General features: G+C 64.7%; 12 protein-coding genes. 7 read left to right on the forward strand and 5 right to left on the reverse strand.

Going from position 1 to position 19815, the window contains the following annotated elements:
- The first annotated feature begins 368 nt into the window (after window positions 1–368).
- A complete protein-coding gene (locus tag AB1Z25_RS05925; RefSeq protein ID WP_486636801.1) occupies window positions 369–2177 on the forward strand; it encodes a carbon starvation CstA family protein in 1809 nt (602 codons plus the stop codon).
- A 242-nt stretch (window positions 2178–2419) separates the two neighbouring features.
- On the opposite strand, the gene AB1Z25_RS05930 is transcribed toward AB1Z25_RS05925, so the two are convergent.
- The 5 genes from AB1Z25_RS05930 to zigA form a co-directional block, all read right to left on the reverse strand.
- Window positions 2420–4408 (reverse strand): exotoxin A binding domain-containing protein, encoded by a 1989-nt coding sequence (locus tag AB1Z25_RS05930; RefSeq protein WP_486636802.1) that lies wholly within the window; start codon window positions 4406–4408, stop codon window positions 2420–2422.
- Window positions 4409–5985: 1577 nt separating this feature from the next.
- Entirely contained in the window at window positions 5986–7323 is a 1338-nt protein-coding gene (locus AB1Z25_RS05935; RefSeq protein ID WP_486636803.1) for a dihydroorotase, read from the reverse strand.
- Window positions 7324–7884, reverse strand: a complete 561-nt coding sequence (locus AB1Z25_RS05940) for an LbetaH domain-containing protein (RefSeq protein WP_486636804.1) — start codon at window positions 7882–7884, stop codon at window positions 7324–7326.
- A gap of 151 nt (window positions 7885–8035) precedes the next feature.
- Window positions 8036–8920, reverse strand: a complete 885-nt coding sequence (gene folE2 / locus AB1Z25_RS05945; RefSeq protein WP_486636805.1) for a GTP cyclohydrolase FolE2 — start codon at window positions 8918–8920, stop codon at window positions 8036–8038.
- Entirely contained in the window at window positions 8917–10158 is a 1242-nt protein-coding gene (gene zigA, locus AB1Z25_RS05950; protein ID WP_486636806.1) for a zinc metallochaperone GTPase ZigA, read from the reverse strand. The genes folE2 and zigA overlap by 4 nt, the downstream gene beginning before the upstream one ends.
- 310 nt (window positions 10159–10468) lie before the next feature.
- Between zigA and AB1Z25_RS05955 the strand changes: the two genes are divergently transcribed.
- From AB1Z25_RS05955 to AB1Z25_RS05980, 6 genes are all read left to right on the forward strand, one after another.
- Entirely contained in the window at window positions 10469–14170 is a 3702-nt protein-coding gene (locus AB1Z25_RS05955) for a nitrate reductase subunit alpha (RefSeq protein ID WP_486636807.1), read from the forward strand.
- The gene (gene narH / locus AB1Z25_RS05960; RefSeq protein WP_107798999.1) at window positions 14167–15717 is read left to right on the forward strand and encodes a nitrate reductase subunit beta; all 1551 of its coding nucleotides are present in this window, start codon (window positions 14167–14169) and stop codon (window positions 15715–15717) included. Before AB1Z25_RS05955 ends, narH begins: the two co-directional genes overlap by 4 nt.
- Window positions 15718–15728: 11 nt before the next feature.
- Window positions 15729–16370, forward strand: a complete 642-nt coding sequence (narJ, locus tag AB1Z25_RS05965; protein WP_235089547.1) for a nitrate reductase molybdenum cofactor assembly chaperone — start codon at window positions 15729–15731, stop codon at window positions 16368–16370.
- 22 nt (window positions 16371–16392) lie between these two features.
- On the forward strand, window positions 16393–17079 hold the full coding sequence (gene narI, locus AB1Z25_RS05970) for a respiratory nitrate reductase subunit gamma (protein WP_107799001.1): 687 nt from the start codon (window positions 16393–16395) through the stop codon (window positions 17077–17079).
- A gap of 204 nt (window positions 17080–17283) precedes the next feature.
- On the forward strand, window positions 17284–17610 hold the full coding sequence (locus tag AB1Z25_RS05975; RefSeq protein WP_107799002.1) for a glycine zipper domain-containing protein: 327 nt from the start codon (window positions 17284–17286) through the stop codon (window positions 17608–17610).
- 143 nt (window positions 17611–17753) lie between these two features.
- The gene (locus AB1Z25_RS05980; RefSeq protein ID WP_235089545.1) at window positions 17754–19733 is read left to right on the forward strand and encodes a methyl-accepting chemotaxis protein; all 1980 of its coding nucleotides are present in this window, start codon (window positions 17754–17756) and stop codon (window positions 19731–19733) included.
- The last annotated feature ends 82 nt before the right edge of the window (window positions 19734–19815 follow it).

Consider the following 19815-nt stretch of genomic DNA (forward strand, 5'->3'; position numbering starts at 1 on the left):
ACGGCGTTAAAACCGCCTTCGAAATGCTCATGTACCATCCGTACATTCCGCTTCCTCAGCCGGTTGCGCCTTGTCTCGCCCTAGCTCGCGAGACTTTGAACAGGCCCTGAGGGCCTGTTTACGATCTGCTGCGCGTCGGCGATACGGCGTTAAAACCGGCTTCGAAATGCTCATGTACCACGCGTACATTCCGTTTACTCAGCCGGTTTCGCCTTGTTCCGCTCAAGATCGTCAGCACATTCCGGGAACCGCTCGCCCCGCTCTGGCCGCCGCTGGCGACGCCATGCGGCCGCTGAGCTGCTTTCCGCCCCACGGAGACCGCGCCCGCGCGTAAGTTCCGGGTGAGACTATCACCGGAGCTGATAAAAATGGATCACGCATTGACCTTCGTGATCGCCACCCTTTGCATACTTGCCATCTGCTACCGCCTGTACGGGGTGTTCTTCACGCGCAAGGTATTGGGTGTCGATGATAGCGCCGTGACCCCGGCGCATGAGTTAAAGGACGGCAAGGATTATGTGCCCACCAGCAAGTGGGTGGCGTTTGGCGGCCACTTCGCCGCCATCGCGGCGGCCGGTCCGCTGGTGGGACCGGTGCTGGCCGCCCAGTACGGCTATCTGCCCAGCATGCTGTGGCTGTTGATAGGCTGTGTGATCGGCGGCGCGGTGCACGACACCGTGGTGTTGTTCGCCTCGATGAAGCATCACGGCAAATCGCTGTCGGAAGTGGCTAAGACCGAGCTGGGCCCCTGGGCCGGCTGGTGCACCGGCCTGGCCATGCTGTTCATCATCACCATCACCATGGCCGGCCTGTCCATGGTGGTGGTGCACGCGCTGGAGCGCAATCCCTGGGGCGCGTTCGCGGTGAGCATGACCATTCCCATCGCCATCGCCGTCGGCCTGTGGGAGCGCGTCACCGGCAATATGAAGAACGCCAGCTATGTCGGCGTCGCCGCCATCATGGCCTGTGTGTTCGCCGGCCCCTACATCCAGGGCACCGCGCTGGGCGAGCTGCTGACGCTGAAGGCGTCCACCGTGTCCCTGCTGCTGCCCGTCTACGCCTTCTTCGCCACCGCGTTGCCGGTGTGGATGCTGCTGACCCCGCGCGCTTGTCTGTCCAGCTTCATGAAGATAGGCGTGTTCGGTCTGTTGGTGGTGGGCGTGGTGTTCATCAACCCGCAAATCCAGTTCCCGGCCGTTACCCAGTTCATCCACGGCGGCGGCCCGGTGCTGGCCGGCCCGGTATGGCCGTTCATCTCCATCACCATCGCCTGCGGCGCCATTTCCGGCTTCCACGCCTTCATCGGCTCCGGCACCACGCCCAAGCAGATAGACCGCTGGAGCGACATCCTGCCGGTGGGTTTCGGCGCGATGCTGGCCGAATGCGTGGTGGGGGTGATGGCCTTGATCGCCGCCACCGCCTTGCACCCGGCGGATTACTTCGCCATCAACTCCGCGCCGGACACCTTCGCCAAGCTGGGCATGCAGGTGGTGAACCTGCCGCAGCTGTCCCAGGAGATCGGCCTGGACCTGTACGGCCGCACCGGCGGCGCGGTGACGCTGGCGGTGGGCATGGCGGACATCTTCACCCGCATTCCCTGGTTCCATAATCTGGCGTCCTATTTCTTCCAGTTCATGGTGATGTTCGAAGCGGTGTTCATCCTCACCGCCATTGATTCCGGCACCCGCGTCGCCCGTTATCTGATCCAGGATTTCGTCGGCGACGCCTGGGCGCCGCTCAAGCGCACTGACTGGATGCCCGGCGCTATCGGCGCTTCGGTGGTGGCCTGCCTGCTGTGGGGCTATCTGCTGAACTCCGGCGACATCAACTCCGTGTGGGCCTTGTTTGGCGTGTCCAATCAGCTGATGGCGTCCATCGGCCTGATCATCGGCGCCACCATCATCCTGCGGCTGTCGCACAATCGCGCCTACATGATGACCTGCCTGCTGCCGCTGGCTTATCTCTACGTCACCGTCAATTACGCCGGTTACTGGATGATCAAGCACGTTTACCTGAACCCGGCGGCCAAGGGCTACAACCTGTTCAACGCCGCCATCTCTATCGCCATGCTGGCGCTGGGCCTGGTGATCCTGCTCTCCGCCTGCCGCAAGTGGATGGAGCTGCTGGCGCGGCCAGCGCCGGATGCGCGGCGCGAACTGGCCGCCACGGAGGCTTGAGCCGCTTGATTAAAATTGGGGTAAGACTTGGCCCGCTGGAAACAGCGGGCTTTTTTTGCGTCAGGGCCGTGAGAGTCTGTTTAGGTTCTTGCGAGCAAGAGCGAGACAAGGTGTTGCGGCTGAAGAAGCGGAATGTACATAGGGTACAGGAGCATTCTGAAGCGGTACTCACCGTGTAACGCTCCACGACGCACAGCAGATCGTAAACAGGCCCTGAGAGCTTTCCCAGGGCCTGATGGTGGTCAGCGCTTGGTGACGTAGTCAGGCAGGCCGCTGATCTTCTTCTCGTAGTCCGGCACATTGATGGGCCGCACGCTGTTGTTGCCCTGAATCATCGACGGAATCGCTACCGCGTGTTCCGCCAGATCCCAGCCCAGAATGGTTTCATCCGCTTCGCCGGGGTCTTGCGGCCCGGTGATCGACTCATAGCCCAAGAGGCTGTTCAAGGTGACGTTGCGGCCGAGCAAGCGGCTGATCTCTCTGAGCGCCGCGGCCTCGTCGCTGAGCGGCTGGCTGGTGCGGAACAGGCGGGAGAGGGCGGTTCTGGGCACGTAGACGCGCATCATGATGCCGGTGGCGCCGGAGTCGTTGTCCAGCGCGTAGCCGTAGGCGACGTTCGGATCGCCGGCGATATAGAGGCCGCGCCAGATCGGCTGCAGATCCTGGGAACGGCGGGTGATGCCGGCGGTGACGATGCTTGTGGCGGCGGCGCGGGAGCCGCCGTGATAGCCGGCGAAGACATAGCCCTGGTCCAGCAGCTGCTGATGGGTGGCCAGCAGGCGCTCCTGGCTCCAGTTGCTGGTGGTGCCGTTGGCGAGGAATTCCACCGGCTCGCCCGGCGCGAAGAAGCTTGAGCCGGGGTGGTACTCGCGGTTGACGTGGGCGCCGTCGGCGTTGGCGGCGGCGCAAGGCTCGCTGTCGGCCGGGCAAGTCAGGGACAGCACGTCCGCTCTTTGCGCGTCGTCGGCGCTGGCGCCGGCGTGGTTGGCGCGATAGGCGTTCAAGCGCGCTTCCGCCTCGGCCAGGCCTTCGCGGGCCAGTTCCGGCGTTTCGCGCACCGCGGTGCCCAATTGCTCCAGCGCCTCCGGATCTTGCGCGCCGCTGACCGGGCGGGAATGGATCAAGTCATCGACCACCTGGCGGAAACGGTCGAAGGACAGCCGGGTGGCGATGTACAGCCCGACGATGTTTTCCACCCGGAAGCCGCAAGCGGACAGCTCTTCCCATCCTCTGGGCTGGCGGCTGCGGGCCAGGGATTCCAGCGGGATGCCGCAGACGCGGTGGGCGGACAGCGCGCCCAAGGCGTTTTCCTTGCTGAAGTGCACCCGGTGCTGGATGGGCGCTTTGGCCAGCGGTTTGAATTCATTGATCTGCGGCTTGCCGGCCACCACCTGGTACAGCTTGCCTTCCCAGGTCTTGTTCAACTGGCAGCGGTTTTGGGTGACGTAGTTGTAGATGGCGTCCAGCGGGTCCAGCCAGCACAGCAGGACGCCGCTATGCCATTCGCTCCAGCGCTTTTGCCGGTTGTGCTGCGTGGGCGCGGCGGTGTAGCCCACGCCCGGCCAAGACAGGATGATGTCGTTTCTTGGATTGGCGGAGCTGAACGCCAGCTTGGCCTTGTCCGGCCAGCGCGGCAGCGCGGCGTTGTCCAGGTCCACGCTGTACAGCGGCGAGTGATCGACGATCTTCTTATTGCTGTCCATGTCCATGATGAACAGCTTGATGCTGGTGGGCGCGTCTTTGCCGATGGGCACCACCCAATTCAGCGTGAACCATTCGGTGCGGCGCTTATGGGTGAATGTCTTGACCTTGCCGTCCGGGGCTGCCAGTTCAATGGTCAAAGTGCCCGGCGCGTGGCCGGTGCTTTGGCCGTCGTTGATCCGGACCTTGGCGAAGTTGTCGATCTTGATGGTGGCGCTATTATTGGCCGCGGCGATGAGACGGTCTTGCACGAACATCGAGTAATACAGCACGCCTTCGTCCGGCGACGGGGTGATTTGCAGCGGCAATGAGGTGCTGATGAATTTACCCGGTTCCGCCGGCGAGAGAATGCAGTTGTCCGCGCATTGCTTGAAGATTTCGAAATCGGTCTTGATGACGGAACTGGCGGCCTGCTTGAAACTGGCGGTCTGTACCGATCCGGTGGAAAAGGGGCTGGCTTCGTCGGTCTCGCACGCGGACAATAAGGGAATCAGGCCCGCGGCAAGGGCAAGGCTTTTATACAATCGCATATGGCGCTCCTAAGTGATGGAATGAAGCGAGCGAGCCATTGTTGTGATCATTTTTGTAAATGATTGAATTTTATATTTACAGTATTCCGGTGTTTGTTTTTTAAGGTCAATGGTAAATAATTACAGACCTATGTCATTGATTTTAATTGTTAAATTGCTTTATAGGAAAGTATTAAATAAAGATGGTTTTGTAAGGACTTTATTGTTGTTTCTATTTATATGATGTATAGATATTTAAATGTGGGTGGCATTTTATTGGCCGCGGGTTTTTATTGAGGGGAGGAGGCGGAATGGCGATGCGGTTTCAATTAGACCGCCTTGGCTTGACGTATTTGGCCGTTTAGCCAACCCTTTTCGCCATGCTATCGCGCGGCATGGTCGGTATCGGCATAAGTGTTAATGGCGGGCGCTGGCGGGGAGCCCTCACGGGCTGCCGGTTCCGATATGCCGGTCTGTCAACCCTGTCAGGCGTCTGCCGCCTCCATTCTGCGTTGTCTTGAGGTATCCGGCTGGCTTGCCAACCGATTCTGTCAGCCGTCGTGTGGCATCGTTCATGTCGGAGCACGAGTCAATGGCGGGCGCTGGCGGGGAGCCCTCGCGGGCTGCCGGTTCCAAGATGCCGGTCTGCTAACCCTGCCAGACGCCTGCCGCCCTTGTTTGAGGGGCCAAGATGGTGCCGGTGCGACAAATGCCCGAGACGGTCAGGCCGTGGGCCGCGCCGCCTTGACTTATCCTCCCCGCTCGCCAACAATCCCCGCGTGCCGTCGCAATCTCGGCACAAGTGGGTTTAGCAGCTCCTAAAAGCATATCGGCAGACAATGCCGCCTCCGCGCGGCATTGTCTGTGTCGGCGCACGCGTACATGGCAGGCGCTGGCGGGGAGCCCCCCGTGGGCTGCCGGTTCCGATATGCCGGTCTGCTAACCCTGTCAGGTGCCTGCCGCTTCCGTTTAGCAGCGGGAAGCAGGTGTAACCCATATCGGAGACGTCATCATGATTGATTCGAATCGCGTTCCGCGAACCTTGTTTTCCCCCGACCCTGACCAGATGAGCGTTGCTTATCGTCGCGCTTAAGACCCGCTAACAAAACCCCTGATCCTGCGTTGCGCCTCCTTGTCGTACGACTTGTACTGCCTGCGTCGGCGCGCCTTGGCTCAGGTTCTCTGCGAGGTTTTGTGAGCGGCGCTAAGCGCGGAGTCTCTTGCTGCGCCCCTCCGGCCTGTATGTCGCCGCGCCGCATGGCAAGACGGTGGCGGCGCCTTGGCCGGAGTATGCGGGCGTCTCAATAGCGCGCTGGCAGGGCATGGCAAGGCTAAGCGGCGGGTGATCCCCGCCGGGGAAAGCTTGAGCCGTCGTTTGGCGACAAACGGCGGCTTTTTGCGTTTTTGGCGTCGGTTGATGTCCTGCTCGTACATAGGATAGGGTTGTCGGCTTTTTCCGCGTGGGTATCGCTGCGCTCCACCCACCCTACCCAGGGGACGCAGCGTGAGGCGTCAGTCCGTAGGGTGGGTGGAGCCACCGGCGATACCCACCGGCAGCGGCTTCGGGAACCCGCGGACAGCAGGTCTTGAACCGGCCCTCAACGCACAAACCGCAGCGGCAGGCCCTGGCAGTCCGGCTGGATGCGGCCCTGGAACCAAGCCAATTGACCGGAAACGATGGTGGCGCTGACCGCGTGGCGGAAGGCCAGATGCGGGAAGGGGGTCCAGCCGCAATGAGCCAGCAGGGCATCGCGGCAGACCGGACGCGGCGCGGGCAGGCGCTGCACCAGCGTCAGATCGGCCCAATAGCCTTCGCGCAGATAGCCGCGTTCGGCGATGGCGAAGCGGGTGGCCACCGCGTGGCTAGTCTTGTCCACCAGTTGCGGCAGCGTCAGTTCGCCGTCGGCCACCAGTTCCAGCAGCGCCGGCAGCGCGTGCTGGACCAGCGGCAGGCCGGCCGGCGCCTGGGTGTAGGGCTGCTGTTTTTCCTCCCAGGCGTGCGGCGCGTGATCGGTGCCGATCAGGTCGATGCGGCCGTCGCGCAGCGCCTGGCGCAGCGCGTCGCGGTCGGCGCGGCTTTTGATCGCCGGATTGCATTTGATCAGGTGGCCCAGGCGGGCGTAGTCGCCGTCGTCCAGCAGCAAGTGGTGGACGCAGGCTTCGGCGGTGATGTGCTTGCCAGCGACGGGGCCGGGAGGGAACAGCTCCAGTTCGCGTGCGCTGCTGAGGTGCAGCACGTGCAGCTGGCTGCCGTGGCGTTGCGCCAGCTCCACCGCCAGCCGGGTGGATTGGTAGCAGGCTTCGGCGTCGCGGATCAGCGGGTGCTGGTTCGGCGGGATGTCGTCGCCGAAGCGCAGCCGCCAGGCGGCTTCGCGCTCGCGGATGCGCGGCGTGTGTTCGCAGTGGGTGAGGATGGGCAGCGGGCAAGCGGCGAACAGCCGTTCCAGCGCGGCTGGGTCGTCCAGCAGCAGGTCGCCGGTGCTGGCGCCCATGAACACTTTGACGCCGGCGGCGCGGTTGGGCGGCAGCGCGGCGATCAGCGCCAGATTGTGGCGGGTGGCGCCCAGGTGGAAGCTGTAATTGGCCACGGAGTGGGCGGCGGCGCGGCTTTCCTTGTCCGCCAGCGCGTCCAGGCAGGTGGTGGCCGGCCGGGTATTGGGCATGTCCATGAAGCTGGTGACGCCGCCGGCCACCGCGGCGCGGGATTCGCTGGCGATGCTGCCCTTGTGCGGCGCGCCGGGTTCGCGGAAGTGGACTTGGTCGTCGATCATGCCGGGCAGCAGCCATTGGCCGGCGGCGTCGATGTCGATGTCGCCGGGGCGGCCGGGCAGGCTGGCATCGATGCGGCGGATGCGGCCGTTGCCGACGCGCAGGTCGGCTTCCCACTCGCGGCCGTCGCTGACCAGGCGGGCGTTGCGGATCAGGATGTCGCTCATTCAGAACTCGTTTTGCAGCGCTTTGTAGCCGCGCACCAGTTCGCTGTTGGCGCGCAGCACGTCTTCGGAGAATTCGGCGGCGGACACGCTGGCCTTGGGCAGGCGCGCGGTGTCGCTGGCCGCGCCTATGCGTTCGGTGGAGGCCACGTAGCAGCCGGCCGGCAGTTCGCAGCCGTCCACCACCGCGTTGTGGCGCACCACGCAGCCGTCGCCGACGCGGCAGTTGAACAGCACGCTGTTGAAGCCGACGAAGACGCGTTCGCCCACGGCGCAGGGGCCGTGGATGATGGAGCGGTGGGCGATGGAGGTGTGCGCGCCGATGGCGACGGCGGCGCCGGCCTTGGAGTGGATGACCACGCCGTCCTGGATATTGGAGTGGGGGCCGATGACGATGGCTTCCATCTCGCCGTTGGCGTCCACTTCGTCGGCGCGGATCACCGCGTAGGGGCCGATGAAGACATGGTCGTGGATGATGACCTTGCCGCAGAGGATGGCGGTCTTGTCGACGTAGGCGGATTCGGCGATCACCGGCAGGTGGCCGGAGGGGTTCTTGCGTATCAAGCGCTGCTCCCTGAGAGTGTGTTCACGATCTGCTGCGCTGCGGCGATACGGCGTTGAGAACATCTTCGAAATGCTCATGTACCGTATGTACATTTCGCTTTCTCCGCTGTTCTCGCCTTGTCTCGCTCTTGCTCGCGAGATCGTGGATTGCTTATGAGAGTTGGCTGGTCGCCACCGCGTCGTGCGGGTGCAGGCTTTCCTGGTGGCGCACGTCGACCCGGCTCAGGCCGTGGCCGGCCAGCGCCGCTTGCAGCCGGCGCGCGGCGTCTTCCACATACATCAGATTGGCGCCGTTGAGGGCGGCGAAAGCTTGTTCGTCGGCGCGCTTGACCGCGGTTTGCACCGGGGTGGCCAGCGCTTGTTCGGCCAGGTCTATGCGCATCGCCAGCTCCCAGCCGGCGGCGTCGGCGGGGATGTCGAAGCGCAGCCGCGCCTGGCTGCGCTGGCTGTGCGGGGTGGCCAGGGTGGCGTGTTCCAGCAGCCAGTCGTAGACCGCGTCCGGCGTGGCCGCGCGCTCCTGTTGGCGGAAGGCGTCGGCGATCAGCCTGCGCGCCAGCGCGGCGGAGCAGGGGCAGGTGGAGGAGTAGGCGATTTCCACCTCGGCCCACAGCCGGCAGCCGTCGCCGTCGAGTTCGGCGCCCAGCGCGGCGGGGTAGGCCTTCCAGCCGGACAGGCCCGGCGTGGCCAGCGCCGGGCGCTGGCACAGCAGTTCGAAGCGGAATTCCGCGCGGGCGGCGTCGCTGCCGCAGTCGGCGTGGCTGTCCGCCATCGCCCGCAGCAGCCGGCTTAGGGCGTCCGGGCTGAGCGGCGCGGCGTCGGCGTGGGCTTGCAGCAGCCGGTAGAGCCGGGACATGTGGATGCCCTTGATCGCCGGCCGGGGCAGGTTGACTTGCACGCTGGCGCGGGCGGCGACGCAGCCGTGGGCGGCGTCCGCCAGCCGCAGCGGCAGCGCGATGCCGTCCATGCCCACCCAGTTCAAGGGCAGCAGCGCGGCGGCGGCGCCGCTGCGCGCGATATCGGGCAGCGGGGCGTTCATGCGGCGTCCTCGGCAAGGGTGTCCAGCGGCGGGAAGGGGTCCGGCAGCAGCGCCCAGGCGGCCGGGCCGGCGGCCATTTCGGCCTCGTCCAGCAGGCAGTCGTCCAATTGCCGGCGCAGTTCGGCTTCGTTCATGGCGATGCCGATCAGCACCAGTTCCTGACGCGCGTCGCCGATGCCGTCCCGCCAGTGGCTTTCGATCTGGCGCAGGCTGTCTTCGTCCTGCGGCCAGTATTCGCGAGGGGTGGCGGCCCACCACTGGCCGGCCAGCTCGTGGCGGCACACCGCGCCGGCCTGCGACCACAGCTGGGCGTGGGCCGGGCGGCTGGCCAGCCAGAAATAGCCCTTGGAGCGCAGCACGCCCGGCCATTCCCGCTGCGCCAGTTCAAAGAAGCGCTGCGGATGGAAGGGGCGGCGCGCGCGGTAGACGAAGCTGGCGATGCCGTATTCCTCGGTTTCCGGCGTGTGCTCGCCGCGCAGCTCGCTGAGCCAGCCGGGGGCGTCGGCGGCGGCGTCGAAGTCGAACAGGCCGGTGTCGAGCACCGCGTCCAGCGGCACCTGGCCGAAGCGGGCTTCGACGATGCGGGCGCGCGGGTTGAGCTGGCGCAGGATGCCGGCCAGCCGTTCCTTGTCCGCGGCGTCGATCAGATCGGTCTTGTTGAGCACGATCACGTCGCAGAACTCCACTTGTTCGATCAACAGGTCCGCCACCGTGCGTTCGTCGGCCTCGCCCAGGGATTCGCCGCGTTGCCGCAGCTGATCGCGCGAGGCGTAGTCGCGCAGGAAGTGACAGGCGTCCACCACGGTGACCATGGTGTCCAGCCGCGCGGAGTCGGCCAGGCTGCGGCCTTGCTCATCGGCGAAGGTGAAGGTTTCCGCCACCGGCAGCGGTTCGGCGATGCCGGTGGATTCGATCACCAGCTGGTCGAAGCGGCCTTCGTCCGCCAGCCGCGACACTTCCAGCAGCAGGTCTTCGCGCAGGGTGCAGCAGATGCAGCCATTGCTCATCTCCACCAGTTTTTCCTCGGTGCGCGACAGCGCGGCGCCGCCTTCACGCACCAGGGCGGCGTCGATATTGACCTCGCTCATATCGTTGACGATCACCGCCACGCGGCGGCCTTCGCGGTTGTTGAGGATGTGGTTGAGCAAGGTGGTCTTGCCGGCGCCGAGGAAGCCGGACAGCACGGTGACCGGCAGTCTGGCGTCTAGCGCGGCGGAGGAGGGGGGCGTGGGCGTCATGGCATGGGGTCCGATTAGGTGAGGGCGATGCGGGTGGCGAAGGCCTTTGGCTGTTCGCGTTTTTTGTTATGTTATAACATTTTATTTTTCGGCGGCAAGGGTCGAATATCGCCACTAGTTCTTTCTGGCTAGTTCGTCTCGCCAAAGTACTAACCGTGACTAGTGCCAATGCGCCGTCCGGCGTCGACCTTCGGCGAATGTCGGCGCTTGCCGCCGCGTTCTAAGCTTGCAATCAAGTGAAAAGGTCCGTTTCCCCCGGTGGCTGGAGCCGCCGGCCCGTGCGGCGCGGACCCCGATATTTGGAGGCAAGATGAGTCACTTTCTCGACCGTTTGAATTTCCTGGGCAAGACCCGCTCCACCTTTGCCAATGGTCACGGCGCCGTCGTCAACGAGGATCGCGGTTGGGAAAACGCCTACCGCCAGCGCTGGCAGCACGACAAGGTGGTGCGTTCCACCCATGGCGTGAACTGCACCGGCTCCTGTAGCTGGAAGGTGTATGTGAAGAACGGCCTGATCACCTGGGAAACCCAGCAGACCGATTACCCGCGCACCCGGCCGGACCTGCCCAATCACGAACCGCGCGGCTGTCCGCGCGGCGCGTCCTATAGCTGGTACGTCTACTCCGCCCAGCGCGTCAAATATCCGATGATCCGCGGCCGGCTGGCCAAATTGTGGCGCGAGGCGCGCCAGACCCTGAGCCCGGTGGAGGCCTGGGAAAAGATCAGCCAGACGCCGGAACTGGCCAAGCAGTACAAGTCCAAGCGCGGCCAGGGCGGTTTCGTGCGCGCCAGCTGGGACGAGGCCAACGAGATCGTGGCCGCCGCCAACGCCTTCACCATCAAGCGATACGGTCCGGACCGCGTGGTGGGCTTCTCGCCGATTCCGGCGATGTCCATGGTGTCCTACGCCGCCGGCAGCCGTTACCTCAGCCTGATCGGCGGGGTGCCGCTGTCCTTCTACGACTGGTATTGCGATTTGCCGCCGGCCAGCCCGCAGACCTGGGGCGAGCAGACCGACGTGGCCGAATCCGCGGACTGGTACAACTCCACCTATCTGATGGTGTGGGGCTCCAATGTGCCGATGACCCGCACCCCGGACGCCCACTTCTACACCGAGGTGCGCTACAAGGGCACCAAGACGGTGGCGGTGTCCAGCGACTTTGGCGAAATGGCCAAGTTCGGCGACATCTGGATGGCCCCCAAGCAGGGCACCGACGCCGCGATGGCAATGGCGATGGGCCATGTGATCTTCAAGGAATTCCACCTCGATAATCCGTCCGGCTACTTCAGCGACTACATCCGCCGCTATACCGACATGCCGATGCTGGTGGCGCTGAAGCAAGACGGCGAGCGCTACATTCCGGACTACTTCCTGCGCGCCTCCCATCTGGAAGGCAGCCTGGGCGAAGACAACAACCCGGACTGGAAAACCCTGCTGATCGACGAAGCCAGCGGCGACATCGTCGCGCCCAACGGCTCCATCGGCTTCCGTTGGGGCCAGGCCGAGGGCAAGGCCGGCAAGTGGAACCTGGAGCAGAAGGACGGCGGCAACGGCCGCGAGGTGTCCGCCAAGCTGTCGCTGATCAAAGAAAGCGACGCGGTGGTGGGCGTGGGCTTCCCTTACTTCGGCGCCGAGCACGATGAACTGCTGACCCGCAATGTGCCGGCCAAGCGCATCCGTCTGGCCGACGGCAGCGAAACCCTGGTGGCCACGGTGTTCGACCTGATGGCGGCCAACTACGGCATAGACCGCGGCCTGGGCGGCGGCAACGTCGCCGTCGACTACATGGACGACGTGCCCTACACCCCGGCCTGGCAGCAGAAGCACACCGGCGTGAAGCCGGAACTGGTGATCCAGGTGGCGCGCGAGTTCGCGCAGAACGCCGATCAGACCCAGGGCAAATCCATGGTCATCGTCGGCGCGGCGCTGAACCACTGGTATCACATGGACATGACCTACCGCGGCATCATCAATATGTTGATGCTCTGCGGCTGCATCGGCCAGTCCGGCGGCGGCTGGTGCCACTATGTGGGCCAGGAAAAACTGCGCCCGCAAACCGGCTGGGCGCCGCTGGCCTTCGCCGGCGACTGGAACCGCCCGGCGCGGCAGATGAACGGCACCAGCTTCTTCTACGCCCACACCAGCCAGTGGCGGCATGAAAAACTGGGCGTAGGCGAAATCCTGGCGCCCACCGCCGACGGCCGCATGGCCGGCATGGCGCTGATCGACTACAACGCCAAGGCCGAGCGCATGGGCTGGCTGCCGTCCGCGCCGCAGTTGTCCGCCAATCCGCTGGAGGTGACCCGCGCCGCGGCCGCCGCCGGCCAGGACGCCGCCGCCTACGTGGTGGACGGCCTCAAGTCCGGCAAGCTGGACCTGGCCTGCAACGACCCGGACAACCCGCAGAACTTCCCGCGTAATATGTTCGTGTGGCGTTCCAACATCCTGGGCAGCTCCGGCAAGGGCCACGAGTACTTCCTCAAATACCTGCTGGGCACCCAGAACGCGGTGCTGAATTCGGAAGACGACTGCATCAAGCCCACCGAAATCACCGTGCGGCCGGCGGCGGAAGGCAAGCTGGACCTGCTGGTGGTGCTGGACTTCCGCATGTCCACCACCTGCTTGTACGGCGATATCGTGCTGCCCACCGCCACCTGGTACGAGAAGGACGACCTCAACACCTCGGACATGCACCCCTTCATCCACCCGCTGTCCGAAGCGGTGCAACCCTTGTGGCAGTCGCGCACCGACTGGGAGATCTACAAGGGCTTCGCCAAGAAGCTGTCCGAGATCGGCAAGGACTATCTGGGCGTGCAGAAGGACCTGGTGCTGACCCCGCTGATGCACGACACCCCGGAAGAACTGGGCCAGCCCTTCGATCCCAAGGACTGGAAAAAAGGCGAGTGCGAGCCGGTGCCGGGCAAGACCATGCCCAAGATGACGGTGGTGGAGCGCGACTACGGCGCGATCTACGACAAATTCACCACCATCGGTCCCTTGCTGGAAAAAGCCGGCAACGGCGGCAAGGGCATCAACTGGAAAACCGGCCATGAGGTGGACATCCTGCGCGGCCTGAACCAGGTGGCGAGCCAGGGCGCCGGCAAGGGCCAGCCCAAGCTGGAAACCGCGATCGACGCCGCCGAGATGATTCTGACCCTGGCGCCGGAAACCAACGGCCACGTGGCGGTGAAGGCCTGGGACGCGCTGTCCAAGATCACCGGCCGCGACCACACCCATCTGGCCAAGCCGCGCGAGCACGACAGCATCCGCTTCCGCGACGTGCAGGCGCAGCCGCGCAAGATCATTTCCTCGCCCACCTGGTCCGGCCTGGAAAGCGAAGAAGTCAGCTACAACGCCGGCTACACCAATGTGCACGAGCTGATTCCCTGGCGCACCATCACCGGCCGCCAGCAGTTCTACCAGGATCACCAGTGGATGCGCGCCTTCGGCGAAGGCCTGTGCGTGTACAAGCCGGCGGTGGATCTGAAAACCACCCAGGCGGTGCTGGGCAAGCACGGCAACGGCAATCACGAATTGGTGCTGAACTTCCTGACCCCGCACCAGAAATGGGGCATCCACAGCACGTACTCCGACAATCTGCGCATGCTGACGCTGAGCCGCGGCGGCCCGAACGTGTGGCTGTCCGAGGACGACGCCAAGAAGGCCGGCATCGTGGACAACGACTGGATCGAGGTGTTCAACGCCAACGGCACGCTGACCGCCCGCGCCGTGGTGTCGCAGCGGGTGCCGCAGGGCATGACGATGATGTACCACGCTCAGGAGAAGATCGTGAACGTGCCGGGCGCGGAAGTGTCCGGCAAGCGCGGCGGCATCCACAACTCGGTGACCCGCACGGTGACCAAGCCCACCCACATGATAGGCGGCTACGCGCAGCTGTCCTGGGGCTTCAACTACTACGGCACCGTGGGCGCCAACCGCGACGAATTCGTGGTGGTGCGCAAGATGAACTCAGTGGACTGGATGGATAGTCCGGCAGGAGAGCAACAATGAAAATCCGCGCTCAAATCGGCATGGTGTTGAATCTGGACAAGTGCATCGGCTGCCACACTTGTTCGGTCACCTGCAAAAACGTCTGGACCAGCCGCGACGGCGTCGAATACGCCTGGTTCAACAATGTGGAAACCAAGCCCGGCATCGGTTATCCCAAGGAATGGGAAAACCAGGAGAAGTGGAAGGGCGGCTGGGTGCGCAAGCCCAATGGCAAGCTGGAGCCGCGCCAGGGCGGCCGGCTGAAAATCCTGGGCAATATCTTCGCCAACCCCAATATGCCGGCGATAGACGATTACTACGAGCCGTTCACCTACGACTACGAACATCTGCAGAACGCGCCGGAGATGAAGACGCCGCCCACCGCGCGGCCGGTGTCGGTGCTGACCGGCAAGAAGATGAACAAGATCGAATGGGGCCCGAACTGGGAGGACGATTTGGGCGGCGAATTCTCCAAGCGCAGCAAGGACGCCCTGTTTGAGGGCATCCAGAAGGAAATGTACTCGGCTTTCGAGAACACCTTCATGATGTATCTGCCGCGCCTGTGCGAACACTGCCTGAACCCGGCCTGCGTCGCCTCCTGTCCGTCCGGCTCCATCTATAAGCGCGAAGACGACGGCATCGTGCTGATCGATCAGGACAAATGCCGCGGCTGGCGCATGTGCGTGTCCGGCTGCCCGTACAAGAAGATTTATTACAACTGGACCTCCGGCAAGGCCGAGAAGTGCACCTTCTGCTACCCGCGCATCGAGGGCGGCCAGCCGACGGTGTGCTCGGAAACCTGCGTCGGCCGCATCCGCTACCTGGGCGTGCTCTTGTACGACGCCGACAAGATAGACGAAGCCGCCGCGGTGGAAGACCCGAAGAGCCTGTACGAGGCGCAGCTGGGCGTGTTCCTGGACCCGAACGCGCCGGAAGTGATCGCCGAGGCGCAAAAGCAGGGCATTCCGCAAAGCTGGATCGACGCCGCGCAGCGCTCCCCGGTCTACAAGATGGCGATGGAGTGGAAAGTGGCTTTCCCGCTGCACCCGGAATACCGGACCCTGCCCATGGTGTGGTACATCCCGCCGCTGTCTCCCATCCAGTCCGCGATGGAAAACGGCCTGATCGGCGAGAACGGCATCATCCCGGACGTCAAGGATCTGCGCATCCCCATCCAGTACCTGGCCAATCTGCTGACCGCCGGCAAGGAAGAGCCGGTGGTGAAGGCGCTGGAAACCATGGTGGCGATGCGGCGCTATATGCGCAAGAAGAGCGTGGAGAAGGTGTCGGACCCCGCCACCCTCAAGGGCACGCATCTGAACCCGGCCCAGGTGGAGGAGATGTATCAGGTGATGGCCATCGCCAATTACGAAGACCGCTTCGTGATTCCGTCCAGCCACAAGGAGCTGGTGGAAAACACCTTCGAGGACAAGGCGTCCTGCGGCTTCACCTTCGGCAACGGCTGCTCCGGCGGCGAGTCCGAGGCCAGCTTGTTCGGCAAGAAGAAGGCCACCCCCATCGTGTTCCACGACATGCGGCGCGACCGCAAGTCCAATTCCGGTCAGTGAAGGAGAACGCCATGCGCATCTATCAGGCCTTATCGGCGCTGCTGTGCTACCCGGAGCCGGATCTGATCGCGGCGGCGGACGACATCCGCGCCGAGGTGGCGGCCGAGCCGCGCATCGCCCGGCTACTGGAGCCCTTGCTGCTGTCCTTGGAGGGCGAGGATCTGATCACGCTGCAAGAACGCTATGTGCAGACCTTCGATCGCAACCCCAGCCATTCGCTGCATCTGTTCGAGCATATCCACGGCGAGGACCGCGCCCGCGGCCAGGCCATGGTGGATCTGCTGGCCGAATACCAGGCCCAGGGCCTGGAGCCGGCGGCGAACGAGCTGCCGGACTATCTGCCGCTGTTCCTGGAGTTCCTGGCGCAGTGCCAGCCGGAGGAGGCCGCCCGGCTGCTCTCCGACGCGGTGCATGTGATCGCCCACGTGGCCGGCAAGCTGGCCGACAGCCATTCCCACTACGCCGGCGTGCTGCAGGGGCTGGTGCTGCTGTCGCCGGTGGAGCCGGAAGCGCTGACCGTGCCGCCGGTACGCGACATGGACGAGATGCTGGAGACCTTCGGCCCCGGCGCGGACGGCGTGGAGCCGCTGCTGAAGCCGGCGCGGCCGGCCATCGCTCCGGTGAACTTTTACCCGCAGCGGCCGCAGGGCTGAATCCCGCTGCCAGGAGAGCAACATGAACTATCTGCACCAATTCGTATTCGGCATCTACCCCTACATCGCGCTGGCGGTGTTCCTGCTGGGCAGCCTGATCCGCTTCGACCGCGAGCAATACAGCTGGAAGAGCGAATCCTCGCAACTGCTGTACCGCGGCCAGCTGCGGCTGGGCAACATCCTGTTCCACCTCGGCATCATCGGCCTGTTCTTCGGCCATCTGGTGGGCCTGTTGACGCCGGTGGCGGTATGGGACGCGCTGGGCGTCAGCCACAGCTTCAAGCAAGTGTTCGCGATGACGGCCGGCGGCATCATGGGCGGCCTGTGCCTGATCGGCATCCTGATCTTGCTGCACCGCCGCTTCACTTGCGACCGGCTGGCGGCCAACACCACCTGGCGCGACAAGTTAGTGTTGCTGTGGATTCTGGCCACCTTGCTGCTGGGCCTCAGCACCATCGCGGTGTCGGCGCAGCATCTGGACGGCCACGAGATGGTGTTGCTGATGAGCTGGGCCCAGCACATCGTCACCCTGCGCGGCGATGCGGCCATCTTCATCGTCGGCGCCTCGCCGGTGTTCAAGGCGCACTTGTTCATGGGCATGAGCTTGTTCGTGATCTTCCCGTTCACCCGTCTGGTGCACGTGTGGAGCGGCTTCGGCGCGGTGACCTATCTGGGCCGGGCCTGGCAGCTGGTGCGGCCGCGGGGTTGATCCGGCGGGTTTGCCAAGATTCAGCATGAGGTCGCGGCGGGGCATCTTTGGATGCTCCGCCGTTTTTCATGCCGTCCGGCTACATATAAATTCGATAAGTTGTGAAGCGATAACAAGAGAGAACAATTCCTAACAATTCGAAACAGCCGGCTGTCAACCAAACGGTTAAGCTGCCTCATCCGTTTAAATTCAGGAGTTAGCCGCATGAAACGCGCACTTGTCATCTTATCGCTGAGCCTGGCCGGTTTGGCCTCCACCGCCCTGGCGGACACCTCCACCATCGTTGGCGGCGCGCTGGGCGGCGCGGCCGGCGCGGCAGTGGGCGAGGCGGTGGGCGGCCGCAACGGCGCCATCATCGGCGGCGCGGTGGGCGGCGCTTCCGGCGCGGCCATCGGCCACGACTACGGCAAGCCGGCGGCGTCGGAACGCCGCGACGACGACGGCCGCCGCTATCGCAAGCACCGCCATCGCCATCATCGCGACAAAGGCTATTTCTGCCCGCCGGGCCAGGCCAAGAAAGGCCGTTGCTGAGCCGCCGCGGCTGTCCAGCCGGCCATTGGCATTAAACCCATTGCAGTATTCAGCATGAGCCGGGCTTGATCTATATTGATGGATGTTGGTTTCCATTGTCATGGAAAATCAAGAGAAACAGTCGATAGAGATCGGAGCCCGCCATGCTGTCCAGGCTATCCCTCGCCAGCAAGCTGCTATTGCTGCTGCTGCCATTTTCCGCCGCCCTGATCGGCCTCGCCTCGGTGCTGGCCGTCGATCGCTTCCAGACCCTGTCGGAACTGCAACGCTCGGATCGCCTGATCCAGGTGGCGGCGCGTTCCAGCCAGTTGATCCACGATTTGCAGACCGAACGCGGCCTGAGCAACGGCTTCCTCAGCGGCCAGGCCGCCGGCTTGCCGCCGCCCTTGCAGCAGGCGCGCGCGGTCAGCGACAAGGACCTGGCCGCCTTCCGCGACGAGGCGGCCAATCACGCCGCCAGCAGCCTGGCCGGCGATCTGTCCGCCCTGAGCAGTCAGCTGGACGGTCTGCCCCAGCTGCGCGACAGCGTGGAAAAACGCGCGACGCCGGCGGCCGAGGCCTTCGCCGCCTATTCCGGCCGCATCGACGCCCTGATCGGCCTGATCGCCAAGCTGGCGCAGGCCAATAGCGACGGCGATCTGCTACGCAGCACCGCGGCCTTGCTCAGCCTGCAATGCGAGAAGGAGTTCGCCGGCCGCGAGCGCGGCTACGTCAACGGCGTGCTCAACGGCGGCGTGTTCGATCAAAAAGGCTTTGCCCAGGCGGTGGGCCTCAAGGCCAAGCAGGACGCCTGCGCCGGACAGCTGCGGCTGATGGCGGACGATACGCTGCGCGCCCAGATGGACGCGGTGGAAGGCGGCGACGAGGCCAAGGCCTTGCAGGCGCTGCGCGACAAACTCTTGGGCCAGGCCCTGGGCCAGCCGGCAGGCGTGGCGCCGGCGGCGTGGTTTCAGGCGGCGACCCAGCGCATCGGCGCGCTGAAAACGCTGCAGGACAAGCTGCTGTCCGATCTGGCCGGCCTGGTGGCGGCCAAGGTGTCCCAGGCCCGCGTCGACCTGTGGGTGACGCTGGGCGGCTCCGCCCTGGTGATTCTGGCCCTGGGCGGCCTGGGTTTCGCCATCTATCGCGGCATCCATGTGCCGGTGCAGCGGCTGGAACTGCTGATGACCTCGATGAGCCGGGATTTTGACCTGAGGCCGCGCGCCGACATCCGCGGTCACGATGAAATCGCGCGCATGGGCAAGGCTTTCGACCACTTGGTGGAGGCCTTCGCCCGCACCCTGAACCAAGTCAATCACAACGCCCACAGCCTGGTGGAGGCGGCGCACGCGATGCTGGCGATTTCCCATCGCGCCGCCAAGGCTTCTGAAACCCAGAGCCAGTCGGCGGCCGGCATCGCCGCGGCGGTGGAGGAGATGAGCGCGGGCATCGAGTCGGTCAGCGCCAACACCCGGCTGTCGCTGAACGTGGCGCAGCAGATGCAGAGCAGCGTCAGCGACGGCCGCGAACGCATGCGGAGCACCACGCAGGCGATGAATCAGACCTCGACGGTGCTGGACGACGCCGGCGGCCGGATAGAATCCTTGCAGCAGAAGTCCGAAGACATCCGCTCCATCATCACCGCCATCCGCGAGATCGCCGACCAGACCAATCTCTTGGCCTTGAACGCGGCGATCGAGGCGGCGCGCGCCGGCGAGATGGGCCGCGGCTTCGCCGTGGTGGCGGACGAGGTGCGCAAACTGGCCGAGCGCACCGGCAAGGAGACGCTGGACATCACATCGCTGATCGAGGATATCCGCGGCGAGACTCAGACCGCCGCCCACCACATGCAGGAGGCGCGCCAGCGCATGGAGTCCGGCCTGGAGCTGGTGGGGCAGACCGTGCACGACCTGGATGAAATCCACCAGGAAGCCAGCGAAGCCGCGGCCAAGAGCCAGGGCACCGCGGTGGCGATGGCGCAGCAGACCGCGGCTAGCGGCGAGGTGGCCAACAATATCAGTGTGATCGCCTCGCTGGCGGAGGAGAATTCCGGCTTGGTGCAGGAGGTGGCGGATTTGTCCGACCGCCTCAATGCCTCGGCCAGCGAGCTGGTGGATCTGGTGGACAAGTTCAAACACGCCTGAGCGCCGATTTACCACGGGGTCGCTCCTGATCGCCGGACGCGCCTGTTCCCTTCATCCTGCGCTCGCATTTCGCCGGCCGGCC

It is taken from the genome of Chromobacterium sp. HL1 (assembly GCF_057418835.1).

Bases quoted from the DNA above. Each gene is read 5' to 3' on its own strand.
- AB1Z25_RS05935 (WP_486636803.1), bottom strand. From the start codon at position 7,323: ATGAGCGACATCCTGATCCGCAACGCCCGCCTGGTCAGCGACGGCCGC.
- AB1Z25_RS05975 (WP_107799002.1), top strand. From the start codon at position 17,284: ATGAAACGCGCACTTGTCATCTTATCGCTGAGCCTGGCCGGTTTGGCC.
- AB1Z25_RS05980 (WP_235089545.1), top strand. From the start codon at position 17,754: ATGCTGTCCAGGCTATCCCTCGCCAGCAAGCTGCTATTGCTGCTGCTG.
- narH (WP_107798999.1), top strand. From the start codon at position 14,167: ATGAAAATCCGCGCTCAAATCGGCATGGTGTTGAATCTGGACAAGTGC.
- AB1Z25_RS05930 (WP_486636802.1), bottom strand. From the start codon at position 4,408: ATGCGATTGTATAAAAGCCTTGCCCTTGCCGCGGGCCTGATTCCCTTA.
- AB1Z25_RS05955 (WP_486636807.1), top strand. From the start codon at position 10,469: ATGAGTCACTTTCTCGACCGTTTGAATTTCCTGGGCAAGACCCGCTCC.
- zigA (WP_486636806.1), bottom strand. From the start codon at position 10,158: ATGACGCCCACGCCCCCCTCCTCCGCCGCGCTAGACGCCAGACTGCCG.
- narI (WP_107799001.1), top strand. From the start codon at position 16,393: ATGAACTATCTGCACCAATTCGTATTCGGCATCTACCCCTACATCGCG.
- narJ (WP_235089547.1), top strand. From the start codon at position 15,729: ATGCGCATCTATCAGGCCTTATCGGCGCTGCTGTGCTACCCGGAGCCG.
- folE2 (WP_486636805.1), bottom strand. From the start codon at position 8,920: ATGAACGCCCCGCTGCCCGATATCGCGCGCAGCGGCGCCGCCGCCGCG.
- AB1Z25_RS05925 (WP_486636801.1), top strand. From the start codon at position 369: ATGGATCACGCATTGACCTTCGTGATCGCCACCCTTTGCATACTTGCC.